This window comes from Thermoanaerobacterium thermosulfurigenes (assembly GCF_051201035.1).
GTDB lineage: Bacteria > Bacillota > Thermoanaerobacteria > Thermoanaerobacterales > Thermoanaerobacteraceae > Thermoanaerobacterium > Thermoanaerobacterium thermosulfurigenes.
The window spans coordinates 18,406-38,682 of the sequence record NZ_JBPODR010000023.1; the positions used below are offsets into that span (position 1 = coordinate 18,406).

General features: G+C 36.1%; 21 protein-coding genes. 4 read left to right on the forward strand and 17 right to left on the reverse strand.

What is annotated here, in order from left to right:
* Positions 1 to 131 precede the first annotated feature (131 nt).
* On the forward strand, positions 132 to 1,481 hold the full coding sequence (locus HNR52_RS09180; RefSeq protein ID WP_435620396.1) for an amino acid permease: 1,350 nt from the start codon (positions 132 to 134) through the stop codon (positions 1,479 to 1,481).
* 28 nt (positions 1,482 to 1,509) lie between these two features.
* Here HNR52_RS09180 and HNR52_RS09185 read toward each other — a convergent pair whose 3' ends face one another.
* Complete coding sequence (locus tag HNR52_RS09185; RefSeq protein WP_435620397.1) at positions 1,510 to 1,920, reverse strand: PspC domain-containing protein; 411 nt, start codon at positions 1,918 to 1,920, stop codon at positions 1,510 to 1,512.
* A 211-nt stretch (positions 1,921 to 2,131) separates the two neighbouring features.
* Here HNR52_RS09185 and HNR52_RS09190 point away from each other — a divergent pair, with 211 nt between their 5' ends.
* Positions 2,132 to 3,055 carry a glycosyl hydrolase family 18 protein gene (locus HNR52_RS09190; protein WP_013788373.1) on the forward strand — a complete coding sequence of 308 codons (924 nt, stop codon included), beginning with the start codon at positions 2,132 to 2,134 and terminating at the stop codon, positions 3,053 to 3,055.
* Between the two features lie 80 nt (positions 3,056 to 3,135).
* Positions 3,136 to 5,286: an S-layer homology domain-containing protein gene (locus tag HNR52_RS09195; RefSeq protein WP_435620398.1), complete on the forward strand. Its 2,151-nt coding sequence runs from the start codon at positions 3,136 to 3,138 to the stop codon at positions 5,284 to 5,286.
* Between the two features lie 129 nt (positions 5,287 to 5,415).
* Here the strand turns inward: HNR52_RS09195 and HNR52_RS09200 are convergent, their stop codons facing one another.
* Positions 5,416 to 5,970, reverse strand: coding sequence for a TIGR01440 family protein (locus tag HNR52_RS09200; RefSeq protein WP_013788375.1), 555 nt, complete (start codon positions 5,968 to 5,970; stop codon positions 5,416 to 5,418).
* A 102-nt stretch (positions 5,971 to 6,072) separates the two neighbouring features.
* On the opposite strand from HNR52_RS09200, the gene HNR52_RS09205 reads away from it, so the two are divergent.
* Entirely contained in the window at positions 6,073 to 6,669 is a 597-nt protein-coding gene (locus HNR52_RS09205; RefSeq protein WP_013788376.1) for a superoxide dismutase, read from the forward strand.
* A 144-nt stretch (positions 6,670 to 6,813) separates the two neighbouring features.
* Here HNR52_RS09205 and HNR52_RS09210 read toward each other — a convergent pair whose 3' ends face one another.
* The 15 genes from HNR52_RS09210 to yjeM form a co-directional block, all read right to left on the reverse strand.
* The gene (locus HNR52_RS09210) at positions 6,814 to 8,526 is read right to left on the reverse strand and encodes an acyltransferase family protein (RefSeq protein WP_435620399.1); all 1,713 of its coding nucleotides are present in this window, start codon (positions 8,524 to 8,526) and stop codon (positions 6,814 to 6,816) included.
* Positions 8,519 to 9,382, reverse strand: coding sequence for an ABC transporter ATP-binding protein (locus HNR52_RS09215; protein ID WP_435620400.1), 864 nt, complete (start codon positions 9,380 to 9,382; stop codon positions 8,519 to 8,521). The genes HNR52_RS09210 and HNR52_RS09215 overlap by 8 nt, the downstream gene beginning before the upstream one ends.
* Positions 9,375 to 9,758, reverse strand: a complete 384-nt coding sequence (locus tag HNR52_RS09220; protein ID WP_435620401.1) for a GntR family transcriptional regulator — start codon at positions 9,756 to 9,758, stop codon at positions 9,375 to 9,377. Before HNR52_RS09220 ends, HNR52_RS09215 begins: the two co-directional genes overlap by 8 nt.
* 295 nt (positions 9,759 to 10,053) lie before the next feature.
* Complete coding sequence (locus tag HNR52_RS09225; protein ID WP_435620402.1) at positions 10,054 to 10,605, reverse strand: 2-oxoacid:acceptor oxidoreductase family protein; 552 nt, start codon at positions 10,603 to 10,605, stop codon at positions 10,054 to 10,056.
* Entirely contained in the window at positions 10,592 to 11,422 is an 831-nt protein-coding gene (locus HNR52_RS09230) for a 2-oxoacid:ferredoxin oxidoreductase subunit beta (RefSeq protein ID WP_435620403.1), read from the reverse strand. Before HNR52_RS09230 ends, HNR52_RS09225 begins: the two co-directional genes overlap by 14 nt.
* Positions 11,422 to 12,546 carry a 2-oxoacid:acceptor oxidoreductase subunit alpha gene (locus HNR52_RS09235; RefSeq protein WP_013788383.1) on the reverse strand — a complete coding sequence of 375 codons (1,125 nt, stop codon included), beginning with the start codon at positions 12,544 to 12,546 and terminating at the stop codon, positions 11,422 to 11,424. Before HNR52_RS09235 ends, HNR52_RS09230 begins: the two co-directional genes overlap by 1 nt.
* A complete protein-coding gene (locus HNR52_RS09240; RefSeq protein WP_435620410.1) occupies positions 12,515 to 12,739 on the reverse strand; it encodes an ATP-binding protein in 225 nt (74 codons plus the stop codon). The genes HNR52_RS09235 and HNR52_RS09240 overlap by 32 nt, the downstream gene beginning before the upstream one ends.
* Positions 12,740 to 12,815: 76 nt before the next feature.
* Entirely contained in the window at positions 12,816 to 13,940 is a 1,125-nt protein-coding gene (locus tag HNR52_RS09245) for a sodium ion-translocating decarboxylase subunit beta (RefSeq protein WP_435620404.1), read from the reverse strand.
* A 3-nt stretch (positions 13,941 to 13,943) separates the two neighbouring features.
* Positions 13,944 to 14,090 carry a hypothetical protein gene (locus HNR52_RS09250; RefSeq protein ID WP_013788386.1) on the reverse strand — a complete coding sequence of 49 codons (147 nt, stop codon included), beginning with the start codon at positions 14,088 to 14,090 and terminating at the stop codon, positions 13,944 to 13,946.
* A gap of 36 nt (positions 14,091 to 14,126) precedes the next feature.
* On the reverse strand, positions 14,127 to 14,525 hold the full coding sequence (gene mce, locus HNR52_RS09255) for a methylmalonyl-CoA epimerase (RefSeq protein WP_435620405.1): 399 nt from the start codon (positions 14,523 to 14,525) through the stop codon (positions 14,127 to 14,129).
* Positions 14,522 to 15,472 (reverse strand): methylmalonyl Co-A mutase-associated GTPase MeaB, encoded by a 951-nt coding sequence (gene meaB, locus HNR52_RS09260; protein WP_435620406.1) that lies wholly within the window; start codon positions 15,470 to 15,472, stop codon positions 14,522 to 14,524. The genes mce and meaB overlap by 4 nt, the downstream gene beginning before the upstream one ends.
* Positions 15,473 to 15,495: 23 nt before the next feature.
* Positions 15,496 to 15,891, reverse strand: coding sequence for a coenzyme B12-dependent isobutyryl CoA mutase small subunit (gene icmB, locus HNR52_RS09265; protein WP_013788389.1), 396 nt, complete (start codon positions 15,889 to 15,891; stop codon positions 15,496 to 15,498).
* Between the two features lie 11 nt (positions 15,892 to 15,902).
* Positions 15,903 to 17,582 carry an acyl-CoA mutase large subunit family protein gene (locus tag HNR52_RS09270; protein ID WP_435620407.1) on the reverse strand — a complete coding sequence of 560 codons (1,680 nt, stop codon included), beginning with the start codon at positions 17,580 to 17,582 and terminating at the stop codon, positions 15,903 to 15,905.
* Between the two features lie 45 nt (positions 17,583 to 17,627).
* Positions 17,628 to 18,878 (reverse strand): Glu/Leu/Phe/Val family dehydrogenase, encoded by a 1,251-nt coding sequence (locus HNR52_RS09275; protein ID WP_435620408.1) that lies wholly within the window; start codon positions 18,876 to 18,878, stop codon positions 17,628 to 17,630.
* Between the two features lie 160 nt (positions 18,879 to 19,038).
* Positions 19,039 to 20,277 (reverse strand): glutamate/gamma-aminobutyrate family transporter YjeM (gene yjeM / locus HNR52_RS09280; protein ID WP_435620409.1); only part of this gene is annotated, 1,239 nt, incomplete at its 5' end.

The following is a 20,277-nucleotide window of genomic DNA, read 5'->3' on the forward strand; positions in this document are numbered from 1 at the left end:
TCCTCCACAATAATTTTTGATAAATGAAATTTTACATCATGTATAACCAAAATTCAAGTTAATAAAACACATAATAATTACAAATAATAAAAAGTAAGTCATTGAATGAATTGTATAATGGAGGTATTGCTTTGGAAAAAGGAAATCTATCTGTTAACGAACTGGTATTAGTAGGCGTAGGTGGAATACTTGGAGCCGGATTCTTCTTAGCAAGCGGCATAGCGATTCATACAGCGGGACCAATAGTCCTATTAGATTACCTTATCTCAGCATTTATAATGTCTGAAGTCTTTTGCGCCCTTTCTGAAATGATCGTTGCAAATCCTGTTGACGGCTCTTTCAGAGTATACGCTGAAGAAGCCTTAGGCGACATAGGCGGGTTTTTAAGCGGATGGGTATACTGGACAGCAGGTGTATTCATCATGTCCAGCGAAGTGACGGCATCAGCAATCTTTACTAAGTTTTGGTTCCCTAAAGTCCCACTTTGGATATTCGCACTGATTTATTCCATCATGGTAATCTGTGTGAACGCATTAGGCACAAAAAATTTTGGCACCGTAGAAGCTTGGTTTTCAACAATAAAAGTATCCGCTTTATTTATAATAACTGTCATCGGCATATTTGCACTTTTCGGTGCATTTGGCAATAAAGGCAATATAGGGTTTAAAAACTACTACATTCATGGAGGCATTTTACCAAATGGCATTAAAGGATTTTTAGGAGCAATGCTTATGTCTTTAATACCGTTTGGTGGTATAGAAGTCACAGCCATGACAGCATCAAAAACAAAAAAACCAAAAAAATATGTACCTATAGCGAGAAGGTACATTGTACTATTTCTGTCCATATTGTACTTATCGTCTATTGCCGTACTTTTAGGAGTGATTCCATGGTATGAAGTGTCCACAAAAGAAAGCCCCTTTATAAAGCTACTTTCATTTACAAAGATACCATATATCGATTCAATAATGAATTTTATCATTCTTACAGCAGCACTGACTACTATGAATGGAGCCATGTACGGAGTAACGCAGGTCATGTATTCTTTAGGAAAAGGAAGATTTGCACCGACTTTTTTAAGCAAGCTAAGCAAAAGAGATGTGCCTATATACGCCCTGTTGATAAGCAGTTTCGGACTTCTTGTTGCCGTCGTGCTTTCATACATCCTTCCTAAAGATGTTTACGAATATATAACGAGTGCTACAGGATTCATACAATTTTTTAACTGGATCATCATCTTGTACACTTTCATCAAATACAGACCTATGCTTAAGAAGAAAAACCCGGATTACTTTGAATGTCAAAGGCGCGGGTTTCCTATAAGACCATGGCTTACCATAATTTTATTGACGGCCGTCCTATTATCGACGCTAATCGTTCCAAAACAGGCAATAGGTTTTTTTGGCGGACTAATACTGCTTATTGCCATATTTGCTTTTTACCTAATAGCAAAAAAACTGAATTTGTTTGATAAATGGTAAAATGTCGGAAAATCCGATACTTTTACCATTATTTTTTAAATATAAATAAAAGTCCAAATGCTATAAGAAGCACCGGCCAAAAAATCCTTAAATCAAACCATGGCATGAATATCCTGACGAGAAGAAATAAGCCTAAAGCAATCAAAATCCATCCAAATACCTCGCTGCTTTTTCTGTTTGAAGAAATTTTTGGCCTTTCATGCTCTTTGTCAACATTAGCATTTTCACCATTATAATCATCATTTTTTAATTGATATGGATTTTCCGGAACAACGATCCAAGCAATTATATAAAGTAAAACGCCAGAACCTCCCACCAAGGCAATCAGAGCCCAAATAAGCCTCACTATAGTCACATCTATATCGAAATACTCTGCTATGCCACCGCAAACGCCTCCCAAGATAACTTGGTTTCTCGAGCGGTACAATCTCTTGTCCATGTTAAGACCTCCTTTAAATCTTAAATCGATTTGTTTTTTAGTCGATAATTAAAAACCTAACATCACCCCGTTTCTTAAATTTACTTAAACACTTACTATAAATTATACTCAATACAAGGTATTTTTGGAAGCAAAATTTTGCGGAGCGTCGTAAATCACAAAGGATATATAATGGCGTATTATAAAATATAATATTTTAGGAGGTATCGTTATGGATAACAAATGGTATTTTGATATAGCACCAGGTGCTATAGATGATCTAAGAGAACACACTTCTCAAATAACGACGCTTATACCTTTCTGGTACGGCGTTAAGCCAGACGGCACGCTGGCGGATATGTCGTCGCAAGACGTCAAAAGCATAGCATCTCAGAATAATTTACCTATCTTTCCTATTGTACACAATTATTCTGATCCGAAAAAATCACAGCTTATACATGATTTAATATCCAATACATCTTTAAGAAGCATATTAGTAAACAGCATAGTAAACATGGCATTATCAAATAACTATCCAGGAATAAATATCGATTTTGAGTTTGTGCCACCAGAAGACAGAAGCAATCTTAACGCATTTATGGAAGAACTTTATTATTCGCTAAAAAACGCCAATAAGATTGTCACGATTTCATTGCCGGCAGAAACAGAAGACAACCCAAGACATCCTTTCTCAGGCGCATTTCAATACACTGTCTTAAGTCAATTTACAGATCAAGCATACGTATTAGCATACGACGAACACTTCTCGAAGCCCGGTCCCATTGCATCAATTGGATTTGTTCGCAGTGTATTAGATTACGCCACAAAGTCCATTGAGCCGAAAAAAATTTGGCTTGGCATGGCAGTTTACGGCTATGACTGGGCAGAAGGCTCAAACTACCCAAGGACATTATCTTACTTTCAAGCCATAGAGACAGCCAAAAATCTCGGCGTCAAAATCGAATACGACGAGACCGCGCAAGAATCCACGTACACTTATACAGTGGACTCCGTAAAACACACCGTATGGTTTGAAGATGCCAGAAGTTTTCAAGCAAAACTGCCATTAGTATCTCAATACGGTATATCAGGCATAGCTGTTTGGAGGCTGGGTCAAGAAGATCCTGACATTTGGAACATTTTAAATAGAATTTGATGCATTTTATGGAACTTTTTTCACACATCATTCGTCTAATGAATTGATGTAGAATACTAAAATAAAGAGGAGGTTTTCAGATGAAAAGGCTCTTGGCTATTTTAATAACTGCCATGTTTATCTTAGCAGCAGCTATTCCTTCTGACGTGCTTGCCCAGACAAACAGCAAAATTGAGCTTAAGCAAGCTATTGAGATTGCGAAAGAAAAGTTAAATCTTCCGACAGATGGATACAGCTTTAGTTCCAACTACTATGAAGGCGATGGCAATAAGACATGGTATTTAACATGGACATCCAGCACAAACAGCACTATCACAGTAAACGTAAATGCTGATACAGGCGAGATAACAGGCTACAACTTTTATAAGCCTAACAGCGGTTCAAACAGCGTAATACCTAAATACTCAAGAGACGATGCCAAAAAAGTGGCAGTCGACTTTTTAAACAAGGTTATCCCAGAAAAGTTTAAAGAAACGAAAGAGCAGGAAAGCGACGATTACCTGGGTCTAAGCCCAAAAATCGCCTACAGCAACGCATATTCTTTCAATTTTGCACAAGTGGTAAATGGAATCACATTTGAAGGAAATCACATAACTATAGAAGTAAACAAAAACACTTTAGAAGTTCAGTCTTACTACTTGACGTGGAATGACAATTACAACTTCCCTGATCCCAAATTAGCCATTTCAAAAGATAAAGCAATAGAAATATACAAAAGCAACAACAGCCTTAGATTGCAGTACAATGTGGTCTACAAAGATGTTTATGGAAACAATGACCCAAAACCGCAGGCAATATTAGTTTACGCACTTGTAAACAACCAGCCTATTGATGCCATAAGCGGTACAGTCTTGCCTCAAAACTATTACGGACCCATGATTGGTGGCACTGGTGGAATGTCTACAAAATCGGCTAATTCGCAATCAGTTTTGTCCCCTGAAGAACAAAAAGCTGTAGACGACATTTCAAAATACATCTCAAAAGACAAGGCTATTCAAATGGTAAAAGAAAAACTTCCATTTACAATAGGATCTCAGTACAACCTTACATCTTCCAATCTTTTCAAAAATAGTTCAAATTCCGATAGTGCAATTTGGGATTTTAGTTGGTCATACTCTGATGGAAGCAACTACAACTATATAACGGCTTCAGTTGACGCTACAACAGGTGAATTAATGACATTTACAAGAAGCGACAGCAGTGAAAATAATGTTCAAGGAAAAACGCCGAAGTACACGAAAGATCAGTTAAAAGGCATAGCCGAAGAATACTTAAACAAGATACAGCCAGATAAATTCAAACAAATGGAATATCAAGACGTTCCAACATCTCCTTATGATAATTCGCCGTATATGTCATTTAACTACGTGTATATGGCAAATGGCATACAGTGTCCTTTTGATTCCATATATATAGGCGTCAATAAGTACACTGGAGACATAGTATCATACAATTATAGCTGGATAAATCTAAATTTGCCAGACAGTAAAAATATAATAAGCCTTGACAATGCGTACGATGCTTTGTTTAAAAATAGCGACTTGCAGCTTACCTACATCATCTACTACGCACCAGACAAAGTATACGATACGCCTCCACAAGATGTAAAACTTGTGTATCAAGTGAACAACTTCAATGGATTAATAGATGCAAAGACAGGAGCTTATGTCGATTTCTCAGGAAACCCAATCGAAAAGGATAAAAGTACCCAATTTACAGATATAGCTGGAAATTGGGCAGAGAAAGACATACTACTTCTATTACAGTATGGCATAGTAGATGGAAAAGATGGCAAGTACATGCCAAATGACTATATACTGCAAAAAGATTTTATAAAAATGCTGGTAAAATCTTTCCAGCCAAACAGCATAATAATACCTCTCAGTTCCAACGATGATGAAAACTACGATAATTATTACAACGTAGCAATTAACAATAAAATCATCACAGAGAATGAGAAAAATCCCGACTCTAAAGTGACTCGGCAAGAAGCAGCAAAATTCATCGTAAGAAGTCTTGGCTTAAAATATGTTGCCGACATAAATGACATCTACACATTGGATTTCTTAAAAGATGCCAATAGCGTAGACAGTTCTTTAAAAGGATACGTGGCAATTGCCTATGGACTGGATTTGATGAAGGGCAATAATGGATATTTTAATCCAAACGGCAATCTTACCAGAGCTGAAGCAGCGTCAATATTAGTAAGATATTTGAAAATAGAAAAATAGCAATAAAGGGCGCTTATCTGAGGCGCCCTTTATACTTCATTAGTCTCATGGCATTTAGCGTAACTATAAATACACTTGCTTCATGTACAAACATCCCAGATGCCAGAAATACCTCTACTATCACAACAACTATTGCTTTTTATATATTGCCCGTTCTCCACCGATTAACTTAGGCCGCGTCTTAGCAGCCACTATCGTAGCATCGCCTATTTTACTGTGCTTTAACCTAACTGGAACAACTACAGGCCTTAAGTGCATACCAATTAATACAAGTCCTATGTCAAGACCCGCATGTCCTAATCCCTTCAAGCTCTCCACCATAACTGGTCTTTCAAATACGCTGTAAGAATAAGTCTGCAATGAACCACCTGCATGTACCTGAGGGATCACAGATACTTCATCAAGATTGTACTTTATCATAGCCTCTTCTTCCACAAGAAGGGCCCTATTTAAATGTTCGCATCCTTGTACAGCCAAATACAAATTTCTCTTCTTTACAGATTCCAATATCGGGTCCACAATCGCTTTCGCTATATCAAGGCTTCCTGACGTTCCAACTTTTCGACCTATGACCTCACTTGTGCTACCACCTAATACAAAAAGTCCTCCACTTCTTACATCGGCTATATCTAAAAGCTCTTCAATGACTTCCTTCGTCTCAATCTTTATTTCATTTATATCCAAGTAAAACACCTCCAACTCATATCATGTTTTAATTTATTGTATCACAGTATACTTCAAAATCATATAATATTGGCAGAAAAAGTTTAACGGGAGGTAAGATAATTGAAAAGGTTGATACCTAAAAAGTATAACTTGGTATTAAACGGCATATCACAAAAGACGTTGCAAGAGCATTATAAATTGTATGAAGGATATGTATCGAAGACAAATGAAATTTGGGAGAAACTAACCACATCTGATAGAGAAAAAGCAAATGCAACATACAGTGAATATAGAGAGCTTAAGCTGGAAGAAACATATGCATTAGATGGCGTAAAACTGCACGAGCTTTACTTCGAAAACCTTGGTGGAACAGGTGGTCCTGCAACAGGAATAATTGCTTCTATGATAACATGCGATTTCGGTTCTTATGAAAACTGGCTTAACGACTTTAAAGCATGTGCACTATCGTCAAGGGGCTGGACAGTTCTTTGCTTTGACCCAATTGACTTAAAGCTTCACAATTATTTGCAGGATCTTCACAATCATGGCGTCATTTCAAGATCGACTCCACTTTTAATAATCGACACTTACGAACATGCATATTTCATAGATTATGGGACAGACAAAAAGGGATACATTGACGCTTTCATGAACAATGTCAAATGGGATGAAGTAAATAAACGTGTATACAATTGGATCGATACAAAGAAAATTTAGCAGGATTCAAACTCCCAATCCTGCTAAATCTTGTTGAGGTAGTATTATCGTAAAAGTTGTCCCTTGTCAATTTTGCTCGCAACTTCTATTCTACCACCATGCATTTCAATAAAGCTTATATCTTATCATTGAAAAGATTAGATTTCAGAAAATTCTTTTCACATGCGGAATCAACCGGATAAGATAGGCAACGCCAAAGCAAAGTGGAATTCCTATTACTGCTGTCAAGCCAAATTTTAATAGCTGATTTGTATGAATACCACGTAGTGCCATCATCAAGTAAACGATAATGGGGGCGTGGATGATGTACACTATAAAAGAATGCTGTGAGAGGAATCGACCAAATTTTTTTCCGCTATTTAGGAAGCGGCGAAAGAAAGTGATAAGCGCAAGACTCATTCCCACTGCAAAAATCGAGTCCCACAATGCGAATACAGCCGACTGCCAACTACCATAACCTATGAATAAGCCGTTCCTGCCTATAAGCGCTGTGGGAAGCAATATAAATGTAGCTATCATCGCCAAAACAAAACCAATCTGCCCAAAGAAACCAGGAATCGTGCGCAGCCAATCCCGCTCGTATGAAAGTGTCCCGATCATGAAGAAGCCAAGATATTGTGGTAAATAAGCAAGTGATGGGAATTCTAGTATTGACACACCATATGGAATGAAGATTCTAAGCAGGTAGCTGACGGCTGCCAGTATCAACGTAAAAAAAGCAACTTTATAGAATGTGAGCTTAGGTAGAGAGTTCTCAACCATATGCTCTTTTCTGTTTCTCTTAATCATCTGCCACCCAAAATATCCAATATCAAAAACAAACAACATCACTGCGAACCACATCGGCCCCAGAGCAAAACGACCTTGCACTACACTTCCAGGAGATGAATGCATCATTCGATAGCCCCAAGACGCAATTGGACTAAGTATTAAAACATAAACAAGTGTAGGGATGCCTAAGCGCAGCAGTCTGTCCTTTAGAAACTGCAAGGCACCTTTTCGTTCGAAGGATCCTGGCGTGAAATACCCTGACAGCAGAAATAAAAGACCCATAAAATATGCTTGGTTCAACATCATAAACAAATACAACATGTTGTAAAGCTCTGCAAGGTGTTGCAGCACAACCAGTATCACCATCCATGTACGTAAATTGTCAGCAAAATATAAGCGTTTTTCGGATTTTTCCGTAGAAATGCTTACCGCTATGTTTCCTTCGATAAGAGCACAGGATAAAAGACACGAAAGAGCCAAAAGGATAAGCCCCAGGCTAAACATGATTGCCACTATTATAATAAAGTGTGATGCCAGATACCTTGCCAGCGTACCCGTCTGACCAAGAATATTTGTTTTTCTCGTAAAAGCAAAGGTTACTATAAAAATCAAATAAAATGGCAAATTTGAAAATACATACACTCTAGAGAACGAAAACTTAAAATACAATGGAAATATAACTGCAATCATCAGACATACATAAAGGAAGCCTGCAGACAAATATGTCAAGAATTCAGGAGCAGTCATTACCCTATTTGTTAAAAGCGAAATGATGTATGCCACTATAGCTGCGATAGCGCCGTTTATGATGACAATGCACATAGCATACAAGTATCTGCCTAGAACGACTTCGGATTTCTTGAGCGGTAATATTCCATATAATTTTTCAAGATTGTTTTTTTCGTATATTGAAAAGTACTGACCGGTAAGAGGTGCCGAAATAATCATAACAACCAAAGCACCAAAAATAGGTATTTTTGAAATAACTGCTAAGAATACTCCTAGCACGTAACCAATCATGAACATGGGATAGCGGCTCTTCATGATGTTGTGATCAAGCTTTATAGATTTGAAAATGTTACTCATTATATCTTTCTCCTTTGCTTATAAATACTAATATCTCGTCAATAGAAGGTGTATCAGTTATGATTTGCGGAGGCAAATATTTTATTTCAGAAGATGGAATTAGTCCTGCAAATCCTACAATATTTGTAGTAAGCCCTATTATTTTTTCTTTAAGTGAATCCGATAGGTCTTTCATGTCTCCCTTAATAATACAAAAACTATCAAGTAAATCATCTTTTGTTCCCGAATAAAAAATGTTTCCATGATCGATAATCGTAATATAGTCGGCGATTTTTTCAAGATCTGAAGTAATATGGGTAGAAAAAAGAATGCTTTTCTGTCCATCGGAAATGTATTTTGCCAATATTTCAAGCAGCTCATCACGTGCAACAGGATCAAGCCCACTCGTCGGTTCATCAAGTATTAAGAGCTTAGCCTCATGGGACATTGCAACAGCCAACATTAGCTTCATTTTCATGCCGCGAGATAACTCTCTAATTTTTTTATCCATAGGAAGATTAAAATCACTCGTATATCGATTGAATAACTTGCTACTCCAATTGCTGTAAAAACCTTTTATTGCTTTTTCTACTTCCCATACCTTCCAACTGTCAACAAAATATACATCATCAAAAACTACTCCAATATCTTGTTTGATTTTTTGCTCGTCCTGCACATTATCCAAACCAAATATTTTTATTTCACCACCATCTCTTCTAATCATATTAAGAATTAGACGAATCGTAGTAGTCTTACCAGCACCGTTTTGACCTACAAATCCCATAATATATCCCATAGGCAAATTAAGAGAGATGTTATTCAATGAAAAATCTTTATATTTTTTACAAAGCTTTTTTATTTCAATAGCATTATTCATATGGATTTTCCTCCAACATAGATTTAAGTATCTGAATTAATTCATTATGAGACAAATTAGCTATTTTTGCAGCATTTATAGCAGCCGCAAAATTATCTTCGATTTTGCGAAGCAACTGCTCCCGTACAATTTCATTGTTTTTAGAAGTAACAAAACATCCTTTACCTTGTATATTTACAATAAAACCCTCCTGCTCTAAATCAGAATATGCTCTTGTCGTTGTAACAACACTTACTTTTAATTCACTAGCAAGCTGCCTAATAGATGGAAGCATGTCTCCTTCTTTTAATTCATCACTAAGTATTGCTTCTTTAATTTGTTCTTTAATCTGCTCATAAATTGGTTTTCCTGGTATGTTTCTAATTATAACTCGCAATACTATATCACCTTCATCACGCTAATAAGTATTTATAAATTCATTGTCTTTAGTGTACTTACTGTACTTATCATATAATAACACTAGCTTAATATTGTGTCAATATATTTATTTTTTATTCTTACGTCTCCTATAGCAAAAATATACTAACGTTTACGCTCATAAAGGTGATTTCTATGGCAAAAGAATGCCTATTTTCACTACCTTTTAATACACAAAAACTTGGTCTAATCATTATAAGACCAAGTTTATCAAAAACACTATAATCTCTCTTAGTTAACCACACTTGCTTACATCAAATTTTAATCAAAACATTGCCAGCAATACTATAGCCCGCTTCAAGAGCCTTCTCATTTAATTTCACTGTATCTTTTGGGACTTTTTGAATAATAGCTTTTAGAAGTGACTCTTTTGATACTATTCTGGTCAGCTCAGCAACAGCCCCAAGCAAAACTATATTTGCAGTGAAGAGGCTTCCGACATCGTTCTTGGCAGTTTCTATTATAGGTAGTAAAAAGACTTTGTTCACTGCATTGTCATTTGCAATAATTGAATTGTCAGCTATTACAATTCCATCGCTTTTTAAATCATTTTTGTACATAATGTATGCTTTTTGAGACAGCACCGCTAATATATCTGGTTTTTGCACTTTAGGGTAATCTATAATATCATCGCTGATTATTACTTCAGACTTACTTGCACCGCCTCTCGCTTCAGGGCCATACGATTGTGTCTCAACACTGTTCTTTCCATCTAATAATGCAGCTTCTGCCAATATTATGCCTGCTAAAATTATTCCTTGTCCTCCTGTACCCGCAAATCTCATCTCAAACTTAGTTATCATCATTATTCACCTTCAATAAATTAATCATTTTATCATATTTTTCAGTAAATTCCGGTTCATCTATGTTTAAAAATTCTCCTATTAAGAATTTATCTGAAAGCTCTTCTTCAGAAATTTTTTTTGCGTTATTGATTAAAACAGCGTGCTCTTTTTGCCACTTTAGCATCTCTTTAGCATCGCCTTTCTTGTTCTTTCTTCCATAATACGTAGGGCACATACTAATAGCTTCAATAAATGAAAACCCTCTATGCATAATTCCTTTTTCTATCAATTTGATTAATTGCTGTACATGGTAAGACGTACTTCTGGCGACATATGTGGCTCCTGCGGCTATTGCAAGTTCACACATATCGAAATCTCTATCTATGTTCCCATATGGTGTCGTAGTAGATTTGCCCATAAATGGTGTAAATGGCGAATACTGACCACCTGTCATACCATAGATGTTATTATTGAACATTATTGTAGTTAAATCTATATTTCGTCTGCATGCGTGGATAAAATGATTGCCACCTATAGCAGCACAATCTCCATCGCCAGTAATGACTATAACTGTAAGAGATGGATTAGCCACCTTTATGCCAGTGGCAAATGCCAATGCCCTTCCATGTGTCGCGTGAAGCGTATTAAAATCAAGATATCCTGAAGCTCTCGATGAACATCCAATTCCAGATACAATACAGATTTTATCTCGATCTAAGTTTAAATTATCAATTGCTCTTACAATTGCTGATGTTATTATGCCATTGCCACATCCTGGACACCATATAGTAGGCAATGTATCGGTTCTATAATATTTTTCAATGAGTTCAGATGCCATCATAAAGACTCCTTTACCTTTTCATATATATATTGTGGTGTCAAATATTCTCCATTAAATTTATTTATTTTAATCACTTTCCCAAAACCTTTAATTAAACGGTCAATCTCCAAATAAAGTTGTCCATTGTTCATTTCAACTACAAAAATATATTTGAATTTTTCGCTTATTTTCTTAAAATGTATTTCTGGAAAAGGCCAGATTGTTATTGGCTTAAAAAAAGATACATTAATCCCCGATTCGCCAAGCATTTTTATTGACTCTTTACACGCTCTTGCAGAAGAACCGTAAGAAACAATAAGAACATCGCTGTTTTGCTTTATATTCTCATCGTAAATGCAGATATCATCTGTATTGTTTTCAATCTTACCTAAAAGCCTCACCATAAGTTTTTCGTTTACATCAGTGTTATTTGTAGGATATCCTTTTTCATCATGGGCAAGTCCGGTAACATGATATTTATACCCCAGACCGAATGGTATAAACGGTGCAACGCCATTTAATACATTTTTATAAGGAATATATTCATTTATATCAGGTAAATCAAATTTCTCATTTGTGACATGTTGTACATCCTCGATTTCGATTCTTTCTCTAAGATGGCCTATAACTTCGTCCAACAGTAAAATCACAGGTGTCCTGTATTTATATGTAAGATTAAATGCTTTAATCGTTATTTCGTACGCCTCTTTTACTGATGACGGCGACATGACTATTATGGGATGATCTCCATGGGTTCCCCATCTTGCCTGCATTACATCGCCTTGTGATGGCATTGTTGGCATACCTGTGCTGGGTCCACATCTCTGCACATCAACAATAACGCATGGAATCTCAGCCATCGATGCAAACCCAATATTCTCCTGTTTAAGTGAAAATCCTGGACCAGACGTGGCTGTCATAGCTTTTGCTCCTGCTAATGATGCACCGATTACAGCAGCCATACTGCTTAATTCATCTTCCATTTGTATAAACTTGCCCCCGATTAATGGAAGCTTTTCTGAGCAAAGCTCTGCGATTTCTGTAGAAGGAGTGATTGGATAACCTGCAAAAAAGTTTAGGCCTGCCTTTATTGCAGCATTTACAACCGCTTCATTTCCTTGCATCAATTTTACCGTCATCATCTATCACCTCTAAATAAATTGCATAATCTGGGCATCTTAGTTCACATATACCACAGGATGTACACTTTTCTGGGATCTTTAAAAAAACTTTATTATCTTTCATGGTTAAAGCATTTGCAGGGCAAAATTCTACACAAATTCCACACCCTTTGCACCAGCTTTCGGTTATACATATTTTTTTATTTTTCACAATATCACCTTCGAAAATCGAATGAATTTATCCTTTCTAAACTTATCGAAATCCAATCTATTGTCAGTATGAATAGGATTTAATGAACTCCTAAGATGGTCAACATCATTCCACCTGCTATGGCAGTGCCGAAAACGCCTGCTAAGTTTGGCCCCATTGCAAACATGATTAAAAAATTATATGGATTTTCTTTAATAGCAACGTAGTGTGAAACGCGAGCCGCTATAGGGACAGAAGCAATACCTGCCGACCCTATTAGAGGATTTATCTTTCCTCCAGATAATTTGTTTAAAAGTTTTGCGCCTAAAATGCCACCAGCCGTTCCTGTCATAAACGCAACAAGCCCTAAAACTATTATTTCTAAAGTCTTAATAGTAAGAAAAGTATCCGCTTTCATTGTTGAACCAATAGATATGCCTAATAGCATTGTTATGACATTCATCAATTCTCCACTGGCAGTTTTAGCCAATCTATCGACGACACCCGACTCTTTTAATAAGTTTCCCAACATCATCATAGTAATAAGAGGTGCAATTGGTGGCAATAGCACATCTATCAATACGGTAATAACAATTGGAAAAACAATCTTTTCCGTCTTTGAAACTTCTCTCGGCTGTTTCATAATAATTTTTCTTTCCTCTTTTGTAGTTAACAGTTTCATAATAGGCGGTTGAATAAGCGGCATCAATGCCATATATGAATATGCTGCAACAGATATTTGTGCCATTAGATTAGGTGCAAGTTTTTGTGTTACATAAATTGCCATAGGTCCATCTGCCCCCCCTATTATCCCTATAGCTGCTGATTGATGTATGGAAAACCCTAAAATTTTCGCCCCTATCAATGCGATAAATATTCCTATATGAGCAAATGCACCAAGTATTACAAGGCTGGGATTTGCAATCATTGGTCCAAAGTCAGTCATAGCTCCAACACCTAAAAATATAAGTGGCGGATATATAATCTTTTTAACACCAAGGTAAAATATACTTATAAGCCCATTTGGTAAAAGCAAATTAGTAGAGGGTATGTTTGCTACAATGCATCCAAACCCTATCGGAAGCAAGAGATATGGTTCGTATTTTTTAATAATAGAAAGCGAAATAAAAGCTATTCCTAAAGCTATTAAAATTATATTTCCAAATGTCAAATGCACTAAACCTGTTGATTTAAACATATCTTCTATAATATCTACGATGATCATGTTTTATCTCCTACTTTTTAAATATTTAGATATTTTATTTAAAAAAGGAAATAGCCTTAATATGCCATCAATCAAAAAGAGAAATACTATTAATAAAATCATATCTAGCATAGATAAATAAATTGCACCTGTAACTGTATTTCCTACCAATTGCCTATCCCCCTTAACTTACAAATTTAAATCATGTCACTTCTGACACAGCTCTAATAACACGCCATTAGTGCTTTTAGGATGGACGAATGCTATCTTTGAACCTTCTGCACCAGTCTTAGGTACTTCATCGATTAATCTGACGCCTTTAGATTTTAATTCTTCTAAAGACGCTTTAATATCATCGACTTCTAAAGCTATATGCTGGATTCCTTCTCCTTTTTTTTCAATAAATTTTGCTACAGGACTATCAGATGATGTAGCCTCTAATAGTTCTATCTCAACATCTCCAATTTGGATAAAAGCGGTTTTTAAATTTTCAGAACTTAAAGGTTCAATTCCACTAATTTTCTGGCCTAAAACACCTTCATAAAACTTAGATGCTTCTTCTATGCTTTTTACTGCTATTCCTATATGATCAACTTTTTTTATCATTTGAAGCCCTCCTTGAGACTTTTATATATGCTTTCTGCAATCATATATGGATTTGTCAGTCCAGCATATGCCGTATTAATCAATTCATTGATATTTTTCTGACTTATTTTCTCACTTAAATCATTCATAATATTATCAATTATTATTTCTAAAATCTCCCACTCTAAATTTTTAAGTCTCCTTTCTTTAAGACCACCTGTTTTTTCAAGATAATGGCGATGCTCTTTTATTTTGTAAAGAAGCGTATCACAGCCTTTTCTATACAGTGCAGAAACCTCTAGTACTGGTGGCCTCCAATTTGATTTACTATTTAGATCAAGCATGAAATTAATTTCTGCTGCTGTTTTATCAGCTCCGTCTCTATCTGATTTATTGACTACAAATATATCGCCAATCTCCATTATCCCAGACTTAATCGCTTGTATGTCATCACCCATATCCGGAGATAAAACCATTACATTTGTATCAGAAGTCTTCACGATGTCAATTTCTGATTGGCCTACTCCAGATGTCTCCACAATGATATAATCCATACCAACAATATCCAATATGTGAATCGATGCCCTTGTTGCTTTCGCTAATCCACCAAGCTTGCCTCTCGTCCCCATGCTCCTCATATAGACATTTTCATCTAACGCTATATCGCTCATCCTAACCCTGTCTCCCAGTATGGCACCGCCTGAGAAAAGGCTAGTAGGGTCTACTGCAAGAATTCCTACTGAATTATTTTCTTTTAGAAGAAATTTTGCTATTTCATTTGTAAGAGTGCTTTTCCCTACACCCGGAGGTCCTGTAATACCAATTATATAAGCTTTCCCAGTATTGGTGTAAAGATTTTTGATTATCTCGTAAACTCTTGCATCACCATTTTCTGCCATGGTTATTGCTTTAGCTATGGCTCTTTTGTCCCTTTTTAATAATAAATTTTCTAAATCAACCTCTCGCATTTTTAGGCCTCTTTCCATTAGGCTTAGATTTTCACATTTTCTATTACATATTCAACAGCTTTTGATGTTGGTGTGCCTGGTGTAAATATTTCTTTTATGCCTACTGATTTTAAAAATGGTATGTCATCATCGGGAATTATGCCGCCAGCAATTACAATGATATCTTCCGCCCCTCTACACTTCAGCAGATTCATTATTTTAGGAAATAACGTATTATGAGCACCTGACAATATGCTCAATGCAATGACATCAACATCTTCTTGAATTGCTGCTTCTACAATCTGTTCGGGTGTCTGCCTCAATCCTGTATATATGACTTCCATGCCAGCATCCTTAAATGCCCTTGCAATTACCTTTGCACCTCTGTCATGTCCATCAAGACCTGGCTTAGCCACAAGAACTCTAATCGGCCTTTTCATTTTCTCACCCCTTACAAGATTATGTTCTCTCTGTATTCTCCAAACACAGACCGTAGCACATCGCATATCTCGCCAAGTGTTGCATACGCTCTAACTGCATCTATTATTTTTGGCATAAGGTTTTCTTGACCGCAAGCCGTTTCTTTAAGCTCTGATAATATTCTCTTTACTTCCTCATTATCTCTTTCAGTTTTAAGTTTTTTTAATTTTTCTTTTTGCATCTCCCCAACTTTAGGATCAACCTTAAGCAAATTGCCATGATATTTTTCTTCAGTTTTAAACTTGTTCAAGCCTACTATAATCCTTTCACCTTTTTCAATTTCTTTTTGGTATCTATATGCACTGTCCTGTATTTCCTTTTGAATAAATCCACTCTTTACTGCACAGGCAGCACCGCCAAGTTCATCAATTTTTTTTATGTATTGTAAGGCTTTCTCCTCTATTTGATTCGTTAAATACTCTACATAGTAACTGCCTGCCAGTGGATCAGGTGTATCACATACACCGCTTTCGTATGCTATTATCTGCTGAGTCCTTAATGCAATCTTAACTGAGTCTTCTGATGGCAACGCCAAAGCTTCATCGCGGCTATTCGTATGAAGTGATTGAGTTCCTCCTAACACTGCGGCTAATGCCTGCAGTGTAACTCTTACAATATTATTGTCAGGTTGCTGAGCAGTTAGCGTAGAACCCCCAGTCTGTGTATGAAACCTAAGCATCATTGATTTGGGATTTTTAGCATTGAATCTTTCTTTCATTATTCTAGCCCATATCCTTCTGGCAGCTCTGAATTTAGCCACTTCTTCTAATAAATCATTGTGAGCGCTAAAGAAAAATGAAAGCCTTGGAGCAAATTCGTCAACATCAAGTCCAGCTTTTAATGCTGCATTCACGTATTCTATTCCGTTTGCCAATGTAAAAGCTATTTCTTGTACTGCCGTAGCTCCCGCTTCCCTTATGTGATATCCACTTATGCTTATTGTATTCCATTTAGGAATGTATTTGGAACAATATTTAAATATGTCTGTTGTAAGCCTTAATGAAGGTTCAATGGGGAAAATATACGTCCCTCGAGCAATGTATTCTTTTAATATATCGTTCTGAATAGTTCCTTCTAATTTATCTAAAGAAACCCCTTGCTTTTCTGCGACAACAATGTACATTGCCAAAAGAACTGCTGCAGGAGCATTTATGGTCATGGAAGTGCTGACTTTATCAAGGGGTATTCCGTTAAACAAAACCTCCAAGTCCAAAAGGGAATCTACAGCAACACCTACTTTACCTACTTCACCCTCAGCCATCGGATGATCTGAATCATATCCTATCTGTGTTGGCAGATCAAATGCTATGCTTAACCCTGTCTGTCCTTGCGAAAGTAGATATTTATACCTGGCATTTGATTCTTCTGCAGTACCGAATCCTGCATACTGCCTCATTGTCCAAAACCTTCCTCTATACATGGTTGGCTGAACACCACGCGTAAATGGATATTGACCCGGAAAACCTAAATCATTTAAATAGTCCAAATCAGCTATATTATAAGGCGTATATATGTTTTTTATTTCTATCCCTGATAGAGTCATAAACTTTTCTTTTCGTTCTGGATATCTTTCTTTTACTTCGTCAACGCAATGATATAGCCATTTACTGCTTTCTTCCTTTATCTTGCCTATACAATCTTCATCTTTCATTTGAAACTTACCCCCATCGACATTGCAATTATAAAATATGGCTCATCATACCCAGCCACGCATTTCCATGGCTTTATATATTCTATTTAGAGATGTAATATATGCACCTGTTCGCATGTCTACTTTATAGTCATTTGAAGTTTCGTAAACTTTTTTAAATGCCTCTATCATAATCTTTCGCTGCCTATCTTCGACTTCCTCCAGTGTCCAATAATAATTGTCTAAATTTTGTACCCATTCAAAATACGAAACTGTCACACCACCTGCATTTGCTAATATATCCGGAACTACAAATATACCTCTTTCATATAAAATTTTATCTGCTTCAGGCGTTGTGGGTCCATTTGCTCCTTCACATATTATCTTAGTCTTTATTGATCTTGCAATATCTGTAGTTATCTGATTTTCCAAGGCTGCCGGTACAAATATATCTGCCTCGAGTTCAAATATTTTATCGTTAGTTATTTGTTCTGCATCATCAAACCCTGCCACACTTCCATTTTCTTTTACATATTCAATTAATGCATTGATATCTATTCCACCTTCTTTATAGATACCACCTTTTGAATCAGACACTGCTATAATCTTTGCACCAAGTTTATGTAAATTGAGAGCTGAATAACTGCCTACATTGCCAAACCCTTGAATGCTTACAGTACAATTCTTTATATCCAAATTTAAATACTTTGTTGCTTCATAAGCCATCAATGCTACACCATAACCAGTAGCCTGTGTTCTTCCAAGAGAACCTCCGCATATAATCGGCTTTCCTGTTATAATTCCAGGACTATTTTTCCCAGACAATTTACTGTATTCGTCCATCATCCATGCCATGATTTGCTCGTTTGTATTTACATCTGGTGCTGGTATATCTTTATCAGGCCCAACGATACTATATATTTCCCTTATATAACCTCTGCTTAATCTTTCTAACTCACTTTTAGATAATGTATTTGGATCTACTATTACTCCTCCTTTAGCCCCTCCAAACGGAATACCTACAACGCTACATTTAAAACTCATCCAAATTGAAAGTGCCTTTACCTCATCAATATTTACATCTTGATGAAATCTAATTCCTCCCTTTGTTGGACCAACAGCATCATTATGTTGTGCCCTATAGCCTTTGAAAATCCTTATCGTACCGTCATCCATCCTTACTGGTATTGATACTTCCAAAAATCTTATAGGCTCTTTTAATATTTGATAAGCAGAATCGCTGACTTTTAGCAATTTACAAGCATTTTCTATCTCCTTCTGAGCATTTGTCAATGGATTTAAACATTCGCTTTTCATATTATTAAATCTCCTCTCATAAGAAAAAGAATTATTATGTTGTAATTTATCCATCAAATTTTTAAATACTGTAATTTTTGCATCATATATTTGCATAAAACATATCATAAACCTGTAATTACAGGATTTATGATATGTTTTATATACTATTTGAATATTCTTAAGTTTCTTTTACAGGATTGTCTTTAACTACATTCTTACTTTTCTCATATCTTCTAAACATTAGTAAAGCTACAACTGTGAAAAACAATGGTCCAGCAATCATCCAAAGTGTTGAAGCTATATCTTTTGAAAATGCAGGTTCGATTATAGTGAAAATATTTGCAAATCCTACTGTGACTGACGTTAATACAGTTGCAATTATTACAGATGTTCTACTTTTAAAGATCTCAAATGGTCTATTGATCTTTTTGTTATCTTTAAATGACGGATATGCTAAGCACAAAAATACATATGGCAATGTCATTGCTACATTCGTCATTAGAACTATACGAGCAAAGAAAACTTTTGCTATGTCTCCTCCAAATGATATAAGGAACAACATAACTGCAACTAGCAAACATTGTATCCACATAGCATATTTTGGAACACCTTTATCATCTATTTCTGCTGTTTTCCCAGGCCACAATTCTGCAGGTGTACCTTCAATCAATTGTCTTAATGGAGCATAGCTAAGTGTAAAAAATGCACCCATTAATGATAAGAATACAGATAGTGCTACTATTCTAGCAGACCAATTGCCAATGATTATTGCTGTGCTTTTGCTTGCACCTAAGCTTAATCCAATTTGATATCCAAAGTTATTCATGATCACATACTGCGCATTTGCCATATTGACATTGTTAGATGCTAAAACACTATTCCATTTTGTAAATATGCCAACCAAGAATATTCCCAAAGAATACCCGATTGCAATTATTATAGCTGAAAACAATACTCCTTTAGGAAATGTCTTCTCTGCATTCTCCGTTTGATCTACGACGCCACCAACTACCTCTGTTCCTCCATACGCAAATATCGCAAATACTATGAATGACAAAACTGCAATCGGTGACAAATAGGACGGATTTGGCGATATTGCAAACGATTTAAGCGATGTAATTGGTTCCGCTAGTTTTCCTCCATTCGCTATCAATACAACAATCGAGCCAAGTAAGAATATGACGTTTATGGCTAATACCGATGTTCCACCGATTGAAGCAATTTTCGAAACCCAATTTAAACCTTTACTCGCTACATACGTAATTAATATGATAAGCAATATACCTAATAATCCAATAACTTGAGTCGAATTTAGTCCAAACAATCTGAGAGATGAGGTTTTGTCTGTGCCAAAAATTATATTAGAGATATTTATAAAAATTGTTGAACAAATGCTGACCATCCATACAACATATGA

Excerpts from the sequence above, each read along its gene's own strand:
- HNR52_RS09185 (WP_435620397.1), bottom strand. The coding sequence starts at position 1,920 with ATGGACAAGAGATTGTACCGCTCGAGAAACCAAGTTATCTTGGGAGGC.
- HNR52_RS09190 (WP_013788373.1), top strand. The coding sequence starts at position 2,132 with ATGGATAACAAATGGTATTTTGATATAGCACCAGGTGCTATAGATGAT.
- HNR52_RS09195 (WP_435620398.1), top strand. The coding sequence starts at position 3,136 with ATGAAAAGGCTCTTGGCTATTTTAATAACTGCCATGTTTATCTTAGCA.
- HNR52_RS09210 (WP_435620399.1), bottom strand. The coding sequence starts at position 8,526 with ATGAGTAACATTTTCAAATCTATAAAGCTTGATCACAACATCATGAAG.
- HNR52_RS09215 (WP_435620400.1), bottom strand. The coding sequence starts at position 9,382 with ATGAATAATGCTATTGAAATAAAAAAGCTTTGTAAAAAATATAAAGAT.
- HNR52_RS09225 (WP_435620402.1), bottom strand. The coding sequence starts at position 10,605 with ATGATGATAACTAAGTTTGAGATGAGATTTGCGGGTACAGGAGGACAA.
- HNR52_RS09230 (WP_435620403.1), bottom strand. The coding sequence starts at position 11,422 with ATGGCATCTGAACTCATTGAAAAATATTATAGAACCGATACATTGCCT.
- HNR52_RS09235 (WP_013788383.1), bottom strand. The coding sequence starts at position 12,546 with ATGATGACGGTAAAATTGATGCAAGGAAATGAAGCGGTTGTAAATGCT.
- HNR52_RS09245 (WP_435620404.1), bottom strand. The coding sequence starts at position 13,940 with ATGATCATCGTAGATATTATAGAAGATATGTTTAAATCAACAGGTTTA.
- mce (WP_435620405.1), bottom strand. The coding sequence starts at position 14,525 with ATGATAAAAAAAGTTGATCATATAGGAATAGCAGTAAAAAGCATAGAA.
- meaB (WP_435620406.1), bottom strand. The coding sequence starts at position 15,472 with ATGCGAGAGGTTGATTTAGAAAATTTATTATTAAAAAGGGACAAAAGA.
- icmB (WP_013788389.1), bottom strand. The coding sequence starts at position 15,891 with ATGAAAAGGCCGATTAGAGTTCTTGTGGCTAAGCCAGGTCTTGATGGA.
- HNR52_RS09270 (WP_435620407.1), bottom strand. The coding sequence starts at position 17,582 with ATGAAAGATGAAGATTGTATAGGCAAGATAAAGGAAGAAAGCAGTAAA.
- HNR52_RS09275 (WP_435620408.1), bottom strand. The coding sequence starts at position 18,878 with ATGAAAAGCGAATGTTTAAATCCATTGACAAATGCTCAGAAGGAGATA.